Genomic DNA, 15,065 nt, shown 5'->3' with positions numbered 1-15,065 from the left:
CCGGCCGCGCAGCCGGCCCGGCCCGCCGGGCGCGGCCGGACCGGCCGCGGCGCCACGCGCACGGCCGCCCGCCCCGGCGAGGTGGCCGCGCTGAGCTACTACCTCGTCGCCGTCGCCGCGCTGCTCCTGCTCGCCCTCGGCGTGGTCATGGTGCTCTCCGCCTCGACGATCTCCTCCATCCGCGACAACGACGGCAACCCGTACGCGGAGTTCCTCGGCCAGGCCAAGTTCGTCATCATCGGCCTGCCCCTGGCGCTGCTCGCGTCCCGCATCCCGGTCACCTGGTACAAGCGGCTGGCCTGGCCGGCCATGGGCGGCGCGCTGGCGCTGCAGCTGCTGATCTTCACGCCCCTCGGGCTCGAGGAGAACGGCAACGTCAACTGGATCTACATCCCCGGGGTCAACCAGACGCTGCAGCCCTCGGAGTTCCTCAAGCTCGCCCTCGCGCTGTGGCTCGGGCTGGTGCTGAGCCGCAAGGCCGCCCTCCTCGAGGACTGGAAGCACGTCCTCGTCCCCGGCGGGATCGGCTCGGTGGCGGCGATCGGCCTGGTGCTCGCCGGGCACGACATGGGCACCGTGCTCGTCATGGTCGCCCTCGTCGCCGGGGCCTTCTTCGTCGCGGGGCTGCCCCTGAAGTGGTTCGCCGCCGCGGGCGTCCTGGGAGCGGGCGCGGCCGCCGCGCTCGTGCTCTCCTCGGACAGCCGCACCACCCGCGTGATGTCTTTCCTCGGCCTGGCCGAGGCGGACCCCTCGGGCGCGGGCTTCCAGACCCGTCACGGCCTGTGGGGCCTGGGCACCGGGGGACTCTCCGGCGTCGGCCTGGGTGCGTCCCGGGAGAAGTGGTCCTACCTGCCCGAGGCGCACAACGACTTCATCTTCGCGATCATCGGCGAGGAGCTCGGCCTCCTGGGCACCCTGCTCGTCCTCGCGCTCTTCGGGGGGCTCGCCCTCGGCATGTTCCGCATCGTGCGCCGCCACACCGACCCCTTCGTGCAGATCGCCACCGCCGGGATCGCCACCTGGATCCTCGCCCAGGCGCTGGTCAACATCGGCGTCGTCATCGGCCTCCTGCCCGTCATCGGCGTGCCGCTGCCGCTGGTCTCCGCCGGCGGGTCGGCGATGATCTCCACGCTGATCGCCATCGGCGTGCTGCTCGCCTTCGCGCGCTCCGAGCCCGGCGCCGCGCAGGCCCTCGCCACCCGCCGCGGGGTGGTGCGGCGCTCGCTCGCCGTCGTCGGACGGGGGCGCCGTGGCTGAGCCGCTGCGCGTCCTGCTGGCGGGCGGGGGCACGGCGGGGCACGTCAACCCCCTGCTGGCCACCGCCGCGGAGCTGCGTGAGCACGACGGCGCCGAGATCACCGTCCTGGGCACCGAGGCCGGCCTGGAGGGCACGCTCGTGCCCGAGGCCGGGTACCCGCTCCGCGTCGTCCAGCGCGTGCCCCTGCCGCGGCGGCCCTCGCCCGACCTGCTGCGCCTGCCCGGCCGCCTCGCCGGTGCCGTGCGGGCCGCCGACCGGGCGATCGCCGACTGCGGCGCCCAGGTGGTGGTCGGGTTCGGCGGCTACGTCGCCACCCCCGCCTACCTCGCCGCCCGACGGCGGGGCGTCCCCGTCGTGATCCATGAGCAGAACGCCCGACCCGGACTGGCCAACCGCCTCGGGGCCCGCTGGGCCGCCGTCGTCGCCCTGACCTTCGCCTCCACGCCGCTGCGGGCGGCGAGGGGCCGCACCGAGGTCACCGGCCTGCCGCTGCGCCCTGCCGTCGCCGCGCTGGTCGCCGACCGGGCGACGCCGGAGGGAGCCGCCGCCCGCCGCCGCTCCGCGGCCGCCGAGCTCGGCCTGGACGCCACCCGCCCCACCCTCCTGGTGACCGGCGGCTCGCTCGGCGCCCAGCGCCTCAACGAGGCGGTCGCGGGCGCCGCCGCGGCCCTGGTCGGCGCGGGGGCCCAGGTGCTCCACCTGACCGGCCGCGGGAAGGACACCGCGGTCCGTGAGGCCGTGACCGAGTCCGCCCGCGACCTCCCCGCCGTCGGCGGGCACTACCACGTGCGCGAGTACCTCGGGGCCATGGAGCTCGCCTACGCGTGCGCGGACCTGGTGCTGTGCCGCTCCGGCGCCGGCACCGTCTCGGAGCTGGCCGCGCTCGGCCTGCCCGCCGTCTACGTGCCCCTGCCGATCGGCAACGGCGAGCAGCGCCTCAACGCGGCCGACGTCGTCGCCGCCGACGGAGGGGTCCTCGTCGAGGACGTCGACCTGGACGCCGCCTGGGTGGCCACGCACGTCACCGAGCTGCTGACCGACGGCGAGGAGCTGCGCCGTCGGGGCCGCGCTGCCGCCGCGGCCGGTCCCCGGGACGGTGCCGCCCACCTCGCCGCGCTCGTGCGCGAGGCCGCCGCAGGACGCGCCGCCGCGGCCGGCCCCGAGGGGGGCCGGCATGGCTGACCGCTTCCATCTGGTCGGCGTCGGCGGGGCCGGCATGTCCGCCGTCGCCGAGCTCCTCGCGGCCCGCGGCCACGAGGTATCCGGCTCGGACCAGCGCGACTCCGCGACCCTGGGCCGCCTGCGCGCGGCCGGGGTCCGCACCTACGTCGGCCACGACGCGGCGCACGTCCCGGAGTCGGGCTCCCTGGTGGTCTCCACCGCGGTGCGCCCGGACAACCCCGAGCTGGTGGCCGCGCGGGAGCGGGGCCTGGAGGTGCTGCACCGTTCGCAGGCGCTCGCGCAGGCGGCCGAGGGTCTCGACTTCGTCGCCGTGGCCGGGGCGCATGGCAAGACGTCGACCTCGGCCATGCTCGCGGTCGCGCTCCGTGCGGCCGGCGAGGACCCGTCCTACGCCATCGGGGGCACCGTGTTGGCGCTGGGCACAGGCGCGCACCTGGGCGCCGGGCGCGCCTTCGTCGCGGAGGCCGACGAGTCCGACGGCTCCTTCCTCAACTACACGCCGCGCGTCGCGCTGGTGACCAACGTCGAGCCCGACCACCTCGACCACCACGGCAGCGAGGCTGCCTTCCGGCGCTCGTTCGAGCAGTTCGCCGACCGCATCGCGCCCGGCGGGCTGCTGGTCGCGTGCGCGGACGACGCCGGGGCGCTCGCCCTGGTCCGCCACGCCGTGGCCCGCGGGACCAGGGTCGTGACCTACGGGCGCGGCGAGGCGCCCGAGGGCGTCGAGGCCCACGCCCGTCTGGCGGCCGCGGACCGGATGACGGGGCGCGGCTCGGCCGCGCGACTGTCCCTCGCCGGCAGCGACGACGCCGTCGTCGAGGTCGAGCTGGCCCTGCGCGTCGGCGGCGCGCACATGCTCCTCAACGCGGCCGGCGCCTGGTGCGCCGGGCTCGAGCTCGGCGTCGGCCCGGAGGACATGGCGGCCGCCCTGGGCGCGTTCACCGGCACCGGCCGCCGGTTCGAGGACCGCGGCGAGGCCGGCGGCGTGCGGGTGGTCGACGACTACGCCCACCACCCGACCGAGGTCGCCGCCACCCTCGGTACCGCCCGCCTGGCGGCGGGGGAGGGGCGCGTCCTCGTCCTCTTCCAGCCGCACCTGTACTCCCGCACGCGCACCTTCGCCGAGGAGTTCGCCACCGCGCTGGCCGCCGCCGACGAGGTGGTCGTCACCGACGTCTACGCCGCGCGTGAGGACCCGGTCCCCGGCGTGGACGGCGGCCTCATCACGGCCGCGATGTCCCGCCACGGCGCCCGCGGGCGCTACGTGGCCGACCGCATCGAGGCGGCCTCCGCCGTCGCGGACCTCGCCCGCCCGGGAGACCTCGTCCTGACCGTCGGCGCCGGCGACGTCACAGAGCTGGGACCGGTGATCCTCGACCGGCTCGGGGAGCGGGCATGAGGCCGCCGGCCGCACCCCGACAGCCTCGCCGACCCGAGCCCGAGCCCGCTGCGCCCGACCGCGGGCGCCCTCCGGCCGGTCGGCCGGACGCCGCTCCCGCACGAGGGAAGAGGGGTGGACGTGCGCCCGCCGCCCCGAAGGGCGACCGGGTCGGCAGGCCGGGTGACGCGCTCGAGCGTCGCCCGTCCGTCCCCGCCGTCGCCCCGGTCCTTCCCGACCGCCCGCGCGGCGCCGCGACCGGCGCCGTGAGCACCGGCCTGGCCGCGCGCCTCGCCGAGAAGGCGGCGGCCGACCGGCGGCTGCTCCTGCACCGCACCGGCGTGGCCCTTGCGGTGCTCGCCCTGCTCGGCGGCTTGGCGTGGGTGCTGCTCCTCTCCCCGCTGCTGGCGCTGCGGGCGGACAGCATCGAGCTCGCCGGCGTCGGGGGCGAGGTGGACGCGGCCCAGGTCCGCGCCGCCGTCGAGCCCGAGATCGGCACGCCGCTGCTGCGCGTGGACACCTCCGCCGTCGCCGAGCGCGTCGCCACGCTCCCCGCCGTCGAGCAGGTGCAGGTGGCACGGTCCTGGCCGCACGGGGTCACCGTCACGGTCGTGCCGCGCGAGCCGGTCGCGGCGGCGCCGGTCGAGGGCGGCGGCTGGGTGCTGCTCGACGACGACGGCGTGCAGGTGACCACCGTCCCGGAGGTCCCCGCGGACCTGCCGGAGGTGACAGTCCCGCTGTCGACGTCGGCCGAGACGGCGCCCGCCCTCGAGGCGGTGCTCAGCGTGCTCGGCGCACTCCCGCCGGACCTGCTGGGGCAGGTGGCGAAGGCGGGTGCCACCTCGGCGGAGCACGTCACCCTCACGCTCGCCGACGGCGCGACCGTGCGCTGGGGCGACGCGGGGGAGAGCCAGCTGAAGGTCGAGGTGCTCTCGGTGCTGCGCCAGCAGCCGGCGGGCGTCTACGACGTCAGCGTGCCCCGGTCGCCCACGACGAGCGCGTGAGACACCGACACCCGCGACACCGACACGCGCGACTCCGACACGCGCGACACACCTCCACCGGTCGTTGCCCCGGCCACCCCGGGGACCTAGCGTCACGGGTGGCAGAAAATGACATAAGTCTAACCCTGAAGTAGAGGTTGAGGGTTGGGCTCCGCAAGGACGACGAGAGGGACCGACGTGGCGGCACCGCAGAACTACCTGGCAGTGATCAAGGTGGTGGGAATCGGCGGTGGCGGCGTAAATGCTGTCAACCGCATGATCGAGGTCGGTTTGAAGGGCGTCGAGTTCATCGCCGTCAACACCGACGCACAGGCGCTGCTGATGAGCGACGCGGACGTCAAGCTCGACGTCGGCCGCGAGCTCACTCGCGGGCTGGGCGCGGGCGCCGACCCCGAGGTGGGCAAGAAGGCCGCGGAGGACCACGCGGAGGAGATCGAGGAGGTCCTGCGCGGGGCCGACATGGTCTTCGTCACCGCGGGCGAGGGCGGCGGCACCGGCACCGGCGGCGCGCCCGTCGTCGCCCGGATCGCGCGCTCGCTCGGCGCGCTGACGATCGGCGTCGTCACGCGCCCCTTCACCTTCGAGGGACGCCGGCGCGGCGTGCAGGCCGAGTCCGGCATCGAGGCGCTCCGGGCCGAGGTCGACACCCTCATCGTCATCCCGAACGACCGGCTGCTCTCCATCTCCGACCGTGGCGTCTCCGTCCTGGACGCGTTCAAGTCTGCCGACCAGGTCCTGCTCTCCGGTGTCCAGGGCATCACGGACCTCATCACCACCCCGGGCCTGATCAACCTCGACTTCGCCGACGTCAAGTCGGTCATGCAGGGTGCGGGCAGCGCGCTGATGGGGATCGGCTCCGCCCGCGGCGAGGACCGTGCCGTCCAGGCCTCCGAGCTCGCGATCTCCTCGCCGCTGCTGGAGGCCAGCATCGACGGCGCGCACGGCGTCCTGCTCTCCATCCAGGGCGGCTCCGACCTCGGTCTGTTCGAGATCCACGAGGCGGCCAGGCTGGTCCAGGAGGCGGCGCACCCCGAGGCGAACATCATCTTCGGTGCCGTCATCGACGACGCCCTCGGCGACGAGGTGCGCGTCACCGTCATCGCCGCCGGCTTCGACGAGGGGACCGGGCCGTCCGGCTCGACGAACAAGCTCGCCGGCCGGCCGGTCGGGCAGGTCGCCCCGCGGCCGGCCGAGCCGGCCCCGGCTCCCGCTCCCGCCGTCCCGGCCGAGGCGGAGCCCGGTGCGCACCGGGCCGCGCTGCCCACTCCGGGCGCCGTCCCGGCCTCGGCGCCGAGCCCCGCCGCCGTCCCGGTCCACGAGCCGGCGCCGGTGACGGCCTCCGTCCCCGCCTTCATCGGCGAGGACGGCCAGCCGCGCCCGCAGCGCTCCTTCGAGGTGCCGCGGGTCTTCGACGAGGAGCCCGCGCGGCGGCGGGACGAGGACCTGGACATCCCCGACTTCCTGAAGTGAGCGGGCGGCCGTGACCGGCGCGGCCGCCAGCGCGGTCCCGCTCCTCCCGGCCGACGTCGGCCCCGGCGCGCGTGGTGCCTTCACCACGCGCGCCGGTGGCGTGTCCGGCGGTGCCTGGGGCGGTCCGGACGGGGCCGGCGGGCTCAACCTCGGTCTCCACGTCGGGGACGACCCCGACGCCGTCCTGGCCAACCGGGACCGGCTGGAGGCCGCCGTCGGGGCGCCCGTGGCCTGGATGGACCAGGTGCACGGCAGCGCCGTGCTCGAGGTCACCGCGGTGTCCGGGTCGAGCCAGGGGGAGTGTGACGCCCTCGTCGCGCGTGCCGACGCCCGGTCGGCGCTCGCCGTGATGGTCGCCGACTGCGTCCCGGTGCTCCTCGCGGACGCGGCCGGGTCCGTCGTCGCGGCTGCGCACGTCGGCCGGCAGGGACTCGTGCGCGGCGTCCTGGCCGCAGCGGTCGACCGGATGGTCGACCTCGGCGCATCGGCGGAGAACCTCCACGCCGCGGTCGGGCCGAGCATCTGCGGGCGCTGCTACGAGGTCCCGGCGGCCCTGCGCGACGAGGTGGCGGAGACCGTCCCCGGGACGGCCTCCACCACGTCCTGGGGCACCCCGGCCCTCGACCTCGTCGCCGGGGTGCGCCGCCAGCTGTCGGGGTTGGGCGTCTCTTCCGTGACCACGCTCCGGGCGTGCACCATGGAGGACGAGCGGTTCTACTCGTACCGCCGCGCGGGCCGGGCGGGGAGGGCGGCGACCGGACGGTTCGCCGGCGTGGTCGGTCCGGCGGGCGCGGCGCGCTGAGGCGAACGACACGCCGCCGGACGTGATGCCAGGGTTCCTCGCACTGGTCTAGCGTCGGGGGAAGCAGCAGGTCGCCCGATACGCGGCCGGGGAAAGACTCACGAGGAGCAGCGATGGCCGGAACGATGCGCAAGATGATGGAGTACCTGTCCCTGGCGGAGCCGGAGGACGAGCTCTACGAGGACACCCCCGAGGCGGAGTCCTACGACGACGCCCCGGAGCCGGACCGCGACCGTGACCGTGACCGAGAGCGGTCCGAGCACCGCGCCGAGGTGACGCCCATCTCCCGCGCCGCCGCCCTGCACATCGAGGAGCCCGTCGTGACCGAGGACCTCCGCCGGATCGTCACGGTGCACCCCGTGAGCTACAACGAGGCCCGGGTCATCGGCGAGGCGTTCCGTGAGGGCACCCCGGTGATCATGAACCTCACCGGCATGAGCGAGGCGGACGCCAAGCGCATGGTGGACTTCTCCGCCGGCCTGGTCTTCGGGCTCCACGGCGCGATCGAGCGCGTGACCAACCGCGTGTTCCTTCTCTCCCCGGCGACCGTCGAGGTGGACAGCGACAAGTCCGACGGCGACCGCGTCCCCGGGCGCTTCTTCTCCCAGGGCTGACACCTTTGTCCCTCTTCTTCGGCCTGCTGGACCTGCTGCTGCTGCTCTACCTGCTGGTCCTGATCATCAGGCTCGTCCTCGACTGGATCCAGGTGTTCGCACGCACCTGGCGCCCCTCGGGGATCGTCCTCGTGCTCGCGAACCTGATCTACGGGCTCACCGACCCGCCCATGCGGTTCCTGCGCCGGTTCATCCCCCCGCTGCGCCTCGGCCAGGTGCAGCTCGACCTGGGATTCCTGGTGCTCTTCCTGGGGGTGCAGCTGCTCCGCGTGATGGTCCGTGCGCTGGCGGCAGGTTTCTCCTGACACCACATCGACCGCTAATGTCCCTAGCAGGCACTGCTTGCCAGGGGTCCGCTACGGTTGCTCGAGTGAGCGGCCGGACCAGGGCTCATGACCGAACGAGACGACACCGAGGTGACCACCATGGCGCTGCTCACAGCAGACGACGTCCTCAACAAGAAGTTCCAGCCGACCAAGTTCCGCGAGGGTTACGACCAGGACGAGGTCGACGACTTCCTTGACGAGGTCGTCAACACGCTGCGCGTGGTGACGGGTGAGAACGAGGAGCTCAAGGCCAAGCTGGCCGCCGCCGAGAGGCGCATCGCCGAGCTGACGCGCGAGGGTGGCAACGGTGCGCGCCCGGCGTCCGCCGACACGCAGTCGCCCGCCGAGGCGGGGCCCGAGGTCGTCGAGCAGGGGGCCGCCAGGCCCGTCCCGGCCGCCGCCCCCGTCCAGCCGGCCCCGGTCCAGGCCGCGCCCGTGCAGGCAGCCGCACCCGTCCAGACGGCGCAGGCCGGCGGCAACGAGCCCGAGTCCGCCACCGGCATGCTCGCGCTCGCCCAGCGCCTGCACGACGAGTACGTGCGCAACGGCAAGGAGGAGGGCGAGCGGATCGTCACCGAGGCTCAGGCCGAGGGGCAGCGGATCATCAAGGAGGCCGAGGACCAGCACAACCGGACCCTCACCCAGCTCGAGCAGGAGCGCTCGCTCCTGGAGCGCAAGATCGACGAGCTGCGCACCTTCGAGCGCGACTACCGCACCCGCCTGAAGAGCTACCTCGAGTCTCTCCTCGCCAACGTCGAGTCCGGCGCCCCCAAGGCCGAGGGCATCTGACCCGCAGCACCGCCGACGGACGGCGACGGCCCTGACGGGCCGTCGCCGTCCGTCGTCGTCGGGACGTGCGAGGATGACACCGATGGAGAGCCAGCCCGAGACGCCGCAGCAGCGCGCCCGCGAACGCGGCGCCGACGTGCCCGCGCTGGCGGAGGAGACCGAGATCGGCCCGACCGCCCCGCACGACGGCGCACCCGTCCCGGACCCCGGCCCGACCGCGCCGGACGACGGCGCACCCGCCGTGCCCGCGCGCCGTCGCCGCCGGCTGATCACCCTCCTCCTCGGCCTCACGGTCGCCATCGTCGCGGTCGACCAGGTCACGAAGCACCTCGCCGAGGCCCGCCTGGTGCGCGGCGAGCTCGTGCCGCTCCTGGGTGACGTCCTGGGACTGCAGCTCGTGTACAACCCGGGCGCGGCGTTCTCGTTCGCCACCGGCATGACCTGGGTCTTCACGATCATCATGGTCGTCGTGGCCGTCGCGGTGCTGCGGGTCTCCCGGCGCCTGGGCTCCACCGCCTGGGCGGTCGCGCTGGGCATGCTGCTCGGCGGCTGCCTCGGCAACCTCTACGACCGGCTCTTCCGGGACCCCGGCTTCGCGGTCGGGCACGTCGTGGACTTCATCAGCTACAACGGCTGGTTCGTCGGCAACGTCGCCGACATCGCGATCGTCGGGGCCGCGGCGCTCGTCGCGCTCCTCGCCGTGCGCGGCCGGGAGGTCGACGGCTCGCTCGCGGTCGACGTCGAGCGGCGAAGGAGAGGCGCCCGTGCCTGAGGTCCGTTCCCTCCCCGTGCCGGACGGCCTGGTCGGCGAACGCGTCGACGCGGCCCTCGCACGCCTGCTCGGCCTCTCCCGCACGCGCGCGGCCGAGCTGGCCGCGGCCGGCGGCGTCACGCTGGACGGTCGCGCCCTCGGCAAGTCCGACCGGCTCGTCGCCGGCGGCTGGCTCGAGGTGACACTGCCCGACGTCGCCCCCCACGCCGCGCCCGCGCCGGTCGCCGTCGCCGGGATGCGTCTCGTCTACGAGGACGACGCCGTCGTCGTCGTGGACAAGCCGGTCGGCGTCGCCGCCCACCCGTCCCCGGGGTGGGACGGGCCCACCGTGGTCGGGGCGCTGGCCGCCGCGGGCCACCGGATCTCCACCTCCGGGGCCGCCGAGCGGCAGGGCATCGTGCACCGGCTCGACGTGGGCACCTCCGGGCTGATGGTCGTCGCCAAGTCGGAGCTGGCGTACAGCGTCCTCAAGCGCGCCTTCAAGGAGCGCACGGTCGAGAAGGTCTACCACGCCCTCGTCCAGGGCCACCCGGACCCGTCCACCGGCACGGTCGACGCCCCCGTCGGCCGACACCCCACCGCCCCGTACAAGATGGCGGTCGTGGCCGGCGGCAAGGAGTCGGTGACGCACTACGAGACCCTCGAGGCGATGGCCGGCGCGTCGCTCCTGGAGATCCAGCTGGAGACCGGGCGCACCCACCAGATCCGCGTGCACATGGCCGCGGTGCGCCACCCCTGCGTCGGGGACATCACCTACGGGGCCGACCCCCGCCTGGCCGAGCGGCTCAACCTGACCCGGCAGTGGCTCCACGCCGTGCGGCTCGGGTTCGAGCACCCTGCGACCGGCCGGTGGACGCAGGTGAGCAGCGACTACCCCGAGGACCTCGCCCACGCCCTCGCGGCCATGCGGGAGGGAGCACGATGACCCCGGCGAGCGCCCACGAGAGCTCGGACGTCGTCGACGACGCCGACGGCGTGACGATCGTCCGCGTGACGGAGCGCGCCCAGCTCGAGCGCGCCTGGGACGTGCGCACGGAGGTGTTCGTCCACGAGCAGCGTGTGCCGCTCGAGGAGGAGATCGACGAGCTCGACACCGCGGAGAGCACCACCCACGTCCTGGCCCTCGACCGCATCAGCGGCGAGGCGGTCGGCACCGGCCGCCTGCTCAGCGACCCGGCCCACCCGGGCGAGGTCCACCTCGGCCGGCTCGCCGTCCGTGCCGCCGCGCGCGGCCGGGGCGTCGGGGCCCGCCTCGTGATCGCCATCGAGGCACTCGCCCTCGCCGGGCACGGCGTGCCGCGCGACGGTGCGACCGCCCGCGACGACGGCGCACGGCGCGACGGTGCGACCGCCCGTGACGACGGCGCGCCGCCGGACGGGGCCACGACCCTGGCGGTCCGGGTCGTGCTCTCCGCGCAGGAGTCGGCGATGGAGTTCTACCGGCGGCTCGGCTACGAGATCGTCACGGGCGAGCGCTACCTCGACGCGGGCATCTGGCATCAGGACATGGCCCGCACCGTCGTCTCCTGACCGTCGGGGCAGTCCCGGCGGACGACCGTGAGGCATCCGTCAGCGAGGCGCCGTCCGTCGTCGGCCCGGGAAGCTGTCGGCCTGGCGATCGCTCGGCCTGGCGAGCGCTCGGCCTCGCCACCTCCGTCATCGTCCGGCGAGCCGCGCCGGGTGATCCCCGCCACCCGACGGGGCGACGATCCCGGGCGGATCCCTTGCCCCGCCGACGACCCGCCCGGGGCGACACGCCGGGGCCCGGCGGCACGCCGGGCGCGGCCGTGGCACCTGACCGGAACTGTCGGTACGCCAACCTAAACTGGGGCGCATGGCTGCTGGAGGATCCTCGGAAGACTTCGTCCACCTCCACGTCCACACCGAGTACTCGATGCTGGACGGGGCCGCCAAGCTGAACCCCCTCTTCGCCGAGGTCGACCGGCTGGGCCAGAAGGCCATCGCCATGACCGACCACGGCTACATGTTCGGCGCCTTCGACTTCTGGAACACGGCGCGCGGCGCGGGCATCAAGCCGATCATCGGTGTCGAGGCGTACCTGACCCCGGGGACGGCGCGGGCGGACAAGACGCGCGTGCGCTGGGGCGACGAGTCCCAGTCCGACGACGACGTCTCGGCGCGCGGCTCCTACACGCACATGACCATGCTCGCCCGCACCACCGAGGGTATGCACAACCTGTTCCGGATGGCCTCCCTCGCCTCGCTCGACGGGCAGATGGGCAAGGCGCCGCGCATGGACCGCGAGCTGCTCACCACCTACGGCGAGGGGCTGATCGCGACCACCGGCTGCCCCTCCGGCGAGGTCCAGACGCGCATCCGGCTCGGCCAGTACGAGGAGGCCCGCCGGGCCGCCGGGGAGTTCCAGGACATCTTCGGCAAGGAGAACTTCTACGTCGAGCTGATGCAGCACGGGCTCGACATCGAGTCCCGCGTCATCCCGGACCTGCTGCGCCTGTCCAAGGACATCGGCGCACCCCTGCTTGCCACGAACGACTCCCACTACGTCAAGGCCGAGGACCACAGCACGCACGACGCCCTGCTGTGCATCAACTCCGGGTCCACCCTGGCCGACCCCAACCGGTTCCGGTTCACCGGCGACACGTACTACGTGCGCTCGGCGGCCGAGATGCGCGACGTGTGGCGCGACCACCCGGACGCCTGCGACAACACGCTGCTCGTGGCCGAGCAGTGCGACGTCGAGTTCCGCACCGCGGCGCAGGGCGCGAACTACATGCCGCGGTTCGAGGTCCCGGCGGGCGAGGACGAGCACTCCTGGTTCGTCAAGGAGGTCGAGAAGGGCCTGCACTACCGCTTCCCTAACGGCGTGCCCGACGACGTGCGCAAGCAGGCGCAGTACGAGGCCGGCGTCATCACCCAGATGGGCTTCCCCGGCTACTTCCTCGTCGTCGCCGACTTCATCAACTGGGCCAAGTCCCAGGGGATCCGCGTGGGGCCGGGCCGCGGCTCCGGCGCCGGCTCGATGGTCGCGTACGCCATGCGGATCACCGACCTGAACCCGCTGGACCACGGGCTCATCTTCGAGCGGTTCCTCAACCCCGACCGCGTGTCGATGCCCGACTTCGACGTCGACTTCGACGAGCGCCGACGCGGCGAGGTCATCGACTACGTGACCAAGAAGTACGGCGACGACCGCGTCGCCCAGGTCGTGACCTACGGCACCATCAAGGCCAAGCAGGCCCTGAAGGACTCCTCGCGCGTGCTCGGCTACCCGTTCGCGATGGGGGAGAAGCTCACCAAGGCGATGCCGCCGTCGGTCATGGGCAAGGACATCACGCTCTCGGGCATCTTCGACCCGAAGGACAAGCGCTACGCCGAGGCGGAGGAGTTCCGCCAGGTGCACGCCGCCGACCCCGAGGCGCAGAAGATCGTCTCCTACGCCCAGGGCCTCGAGGGCATCAAGCGCCAGTGGGGCGTGCACGCCTGCGCGGTCATCATGTCCTCCGCGCCGCTGATCGACATCATCCCGATCATGCGCCGCCCCCAGGACGGCGCCATCATCACGCAGTTCGACTACCCGACCTGCGAGGGCCTGGGCCTGCTGAAGATGGACTTCCTGGGCCTGCGCAACCTCACCGTGCTCGACGACGCCCTGAAGAACCTCGTGGTCAACGGCAAGGAGCCGGTCGACCTCGAGACCCTCGGCCTGGACGACCCCAAGACGTACGAGCTCCTCGGCCGGGGCGACACCCTCGGCGTGTTCCAGCTCGACGGCGGCGGCATGCGCACCCTGCTGCGGCTCATGCGACCCGACAACTTCGAGGACATCTCCGCCGTCGGCGCGCTGTACCGGCCGGGCCCGATGGGTGCGAACTCGCACACGAACTACGCGCTGCGCAAGAACGGCCAGCAGAAGATCGAGCCGATCCACCCCGAGCTGGAGGAGCCGCTCAAGGAGATCCTCGGCACCACGTACGGCCTGATCGTGTACCAGGAGCAGGTCATGGCCATCGCGCAGAAGGTCGCCGGGTTCACGCTCGGCCAGGCCGACCTGCTGCGCCGCGCGATGGGCAAGAAGAAGAAGGCGGAGCTGGACAAGCAGTACGCCGGCTTCGAGGCGGGGATGCTCGAGCGCGGCTACTCCAAGGAAGCCGTCAAGACGCTGTGGGACATCCTGCTGCCGTTCTCCGACTACGCCTTCAACAAGGCGCACTCGGCCGCGTACGGCGTGGTGTCCTTCTGGACCGCCTACCTCAAGGCCAACCACCCGACCGAGTACATGGCAGCCCTGCTCACCTCGACGCAGGACAACAAGGACCGCCTCGGCCTGTACCTCGGCGAGTGCCGCCACATGGGGATCACCGTCCTGCCCCCGGACGTGAACACCTCCGCCGCCGACTTCACCCCGGTCGGCAGCGACATCCGGTTCGGCCTGGCCGCGATCCGCAATGTCGGCGCCCACGTGGTCCGGGCGATCGTCGAGACCCGCGAGCAGAAGGGCGACTTCACGTCCTTCACCGACTTCCTCGACAAGGTCCCCGCGGTCGTCTGCAACAAGCGGACGATCGAGTCCCTCATCAAGGCCGGTGCGTTCGACTCCCTCGGCCACACCCGCCGCTCGCTCGTCGCGGCGCACGAGGACGCCATCGACGCCGTCGTGGACGTCAAGCGGAACGAGGCCGTGGGCCAGTTCGACCTCTTCGCCGGGCTGGGCGGCGACGACGGCGGTGCGGGCGGTTTCGCGCCGGACATCCCGGACCTGCCCGAGTGGGACAAGAAGGCCAAGCTGACCTTCGAGCGGCAGATGCTCGGCCTGTACGTCTCCGACCACCCGCTGGCCGGGCTCGAGCACGTGCTCCAGCGTGCCGCCGACACGCAGGTGGCGTCCCTGCTGGAGGACGACGCCAGGCCCGACGGCGCCAGCGTCCACATCGCCGGCCTGGTCACCTCCCTCCAGCGCAAGATGACGAAGAACGGCAACCCGTGGGCGATCGCCACGGTCGAGGACCTCACCGGGTCCATCGAGGTGCTGTTCTTCCCGCAGACGTTCGCGACGGTCTCCACCGCGCTCGCCGAGGACACGATCGTCACCGTGCGCGGCCGGCTGAACCGTCGCGACGACATCCCCACGATCTACGCGCAGGAGATGACGCTGCCGGACGTCTCCAACGCCGAGGACGGCCCCGTGAGCCTGACGCTGCCCGCCAACCGGTGCACCGGCCCGATGGTCGAGCAGCTGCGCGGCATCCTCACCAACCACCCGGGCCAGGCGGAGGTGCGCCTGCGCCTGACCAGTCCCGGCCGCCACACGGTGATGAAGCTGGCGGACAACCTGCGCGTCCAGCCCACGCCGGCGCTGTTCGGGGACCTCAAGGCGCTGCTCGGGCCGAGCTGCCTGGTGCACTGAGTGACGGGCCGTGCACCCCGCCCGGCGCGGCGGTGCACCGAGTGGCGGGCCGTGCGACCGGCGGGGTGGTGCGCGGACCGACGG

13 protein-coding genes are annotated in these 15,065 nt (G+C 73.7%); all 13 read left to right on the top strand.

The annotated features are described in order from the left end of the window. Positions 1-1,257 (top strand): putative lipid II flippase FtsW (gene ftsW / locus KZX45_RS18955; RefSeq protein ID WP_374112618.1); only part of this gene is annotated, 1,257 nt, incomplete at its 5' end. Next, entirely contained in the window at positions 1,250-2,440 is a 1,191-nt protein-coding gene (murG, locus tag KZX45_RS18950; RefSeq protein WP_248259316.1) for an undecaprenyldiphospho-muramoylpentapeptide beta-N-acetylglucosaminyltransferase, read from the top strand. The genes ftsW and murG, both read left to right, overlap by 8 nt. Further along, positions 2,433-3,839 (top strand): UDP-N-acetylmuramate--L-alanine ligase, encoded by a 1,407-nt coding sequence (gene murC / locus KZX45_RS18945; protein ID WP_248259315.1) that lies wholly within the window; start codon positions 2,433-2,435, stop codon positions 3,837-3,839. Before murG ends, murC begins: the two co-directional genes overlap by 8 nt. A 245-nt stretch (positions 3,840-4,084) precedes the next feature. Then, positions 4,085-4,822, top strand: a complete 738-nt coding sequence (locus tag KZX45_RS18940; protein ID WP_248259314.1) for an FtsQ-type POTRA domain-containing protein — start codon at positions 4,085-4,087, stop codon at positions 4,820-4,822. 177 nt (positions 4,823-4,999) lie between these two features. Further along, on the top strand, positions 5,000-6,292 hold the full coding sequence (gene ftsZ, locus KZX45_RS18935; protein ID WP_248259313.1) for a cell division protein FtsZ: 1,293 nt from the start codon (positions 5,000-5,002) through the stop codon (positions 6,290-6,292). Positions 6,293-6,302: 10 nt separating this feature from the next. Beyond that, positions 6,303-7,094 (top strand): peptidoglycan editing factor PgeF, encoded by a 792-nt coding sequence (pgeF, locus tag KZX45_RS18930; RefSeq protein WP_248259312.1) that lies wholly within the window; start codon positions 6,303-6,305, stop codon positions 7,092-7,094. Positions 7,095-7,207: 113 nt separating this feature from the next. Beyond that, positions 7,208-7,708 (top strand): cell division protein SepF, encoded by a 501-nt coding sequence (locus KZX45_RS18925; RefSeq protein WP_248259311.1) that lies wholly within the window; start codon positions 7,208-7,210, stop codon positions 7,706-7,708. A 5-nt stretch (positions 7,709-7,713) separates the two neighbouring features. Beyond that, positions 7,714-8,013: a YggT family protein gene (locus KZX45_RS18920; protein ID WP_248259310.1), complete on the top strand. Its 300-nt coding sequence runs from the start codon at positions 7,714-7,716 to the stop codon at positions 8,011-8,013. 120 nt (positions 8,014-8,133) lie between these two features. Next, on the top strand, positions 8,134-8,823 hold the full coding sequence (locus KZX45_RS18915; RefSeq protein WP_248259318.1) for a DivIVA domain-containing protein: 690 nt from the start codon (positions 8,134-8,136) through the stop codon (positions 8,821-8,823). 82 nt (positions 8,824-8,905) lie between these two features. Further along, a complete protein-coding gene (locus KZX45_RS18910) occupies positions 8,906-9,595 on the top strand; it encodes a signal peptidase II (protein ID WP_248259309.1) in 690 nt (229 codons plus the stop codon). After that, complete coding sequence (locus KZX45_RS18905; RefSeq protein WP_248259308.1) at positions 9,588-10,520, top strand: RluA family pseudouridine synthase; 933 nt, start codon at positions 9,588-9,590, stop codon at positions 10,518-10,520. Before KZX45_RS18910 ends, KZX45_RS18905 begins: the two co-directional genes overlap by 8 nt. Continuing rightward, positions 10,517-11,125 (top strand): GNAT family N-acetyltransferase, encoded by a 609-nt coding sequence (locus tag KZX45_RS18900; RefSeq protein WP_248259307.1) that lies wholly within the window; start codon positions 10,517-10,519, stop codon positions 11,123-11,125. Before KZX45_RS18905 ends, KZX45_RS18900 begins: the two co-directional genes overlap by 4 nt. 304 nt (positions 11,126-11,429) lie before the next feature. Then, positions 11,430-14,981: a DNA polymerase III subunit alpha gene (dnaE, locus tag KZX45_RS18895; protein WP_248259306.1), complete on the top strand. Its 3,552-nt coding sequence runs from the start codon at positions 11,430-11,432 to the stop codon at positions 14,979-14,981. Positions 14,982-15,065: the final 84 nt, after the last annotated feature.

This window comes from Georgenia sp. EYE_87 (genome assembly GCF_023148685.1).
Lineage (GTDB): Bacteria > Actinomycetota > Actinomycetes > Actinomycetales > Actinomycetaceae > Georgenia.
Note: the sequence above shows the minus strand (reverse complement) of the source record. Positions and strands in the feature narration are given on the sequence as shown.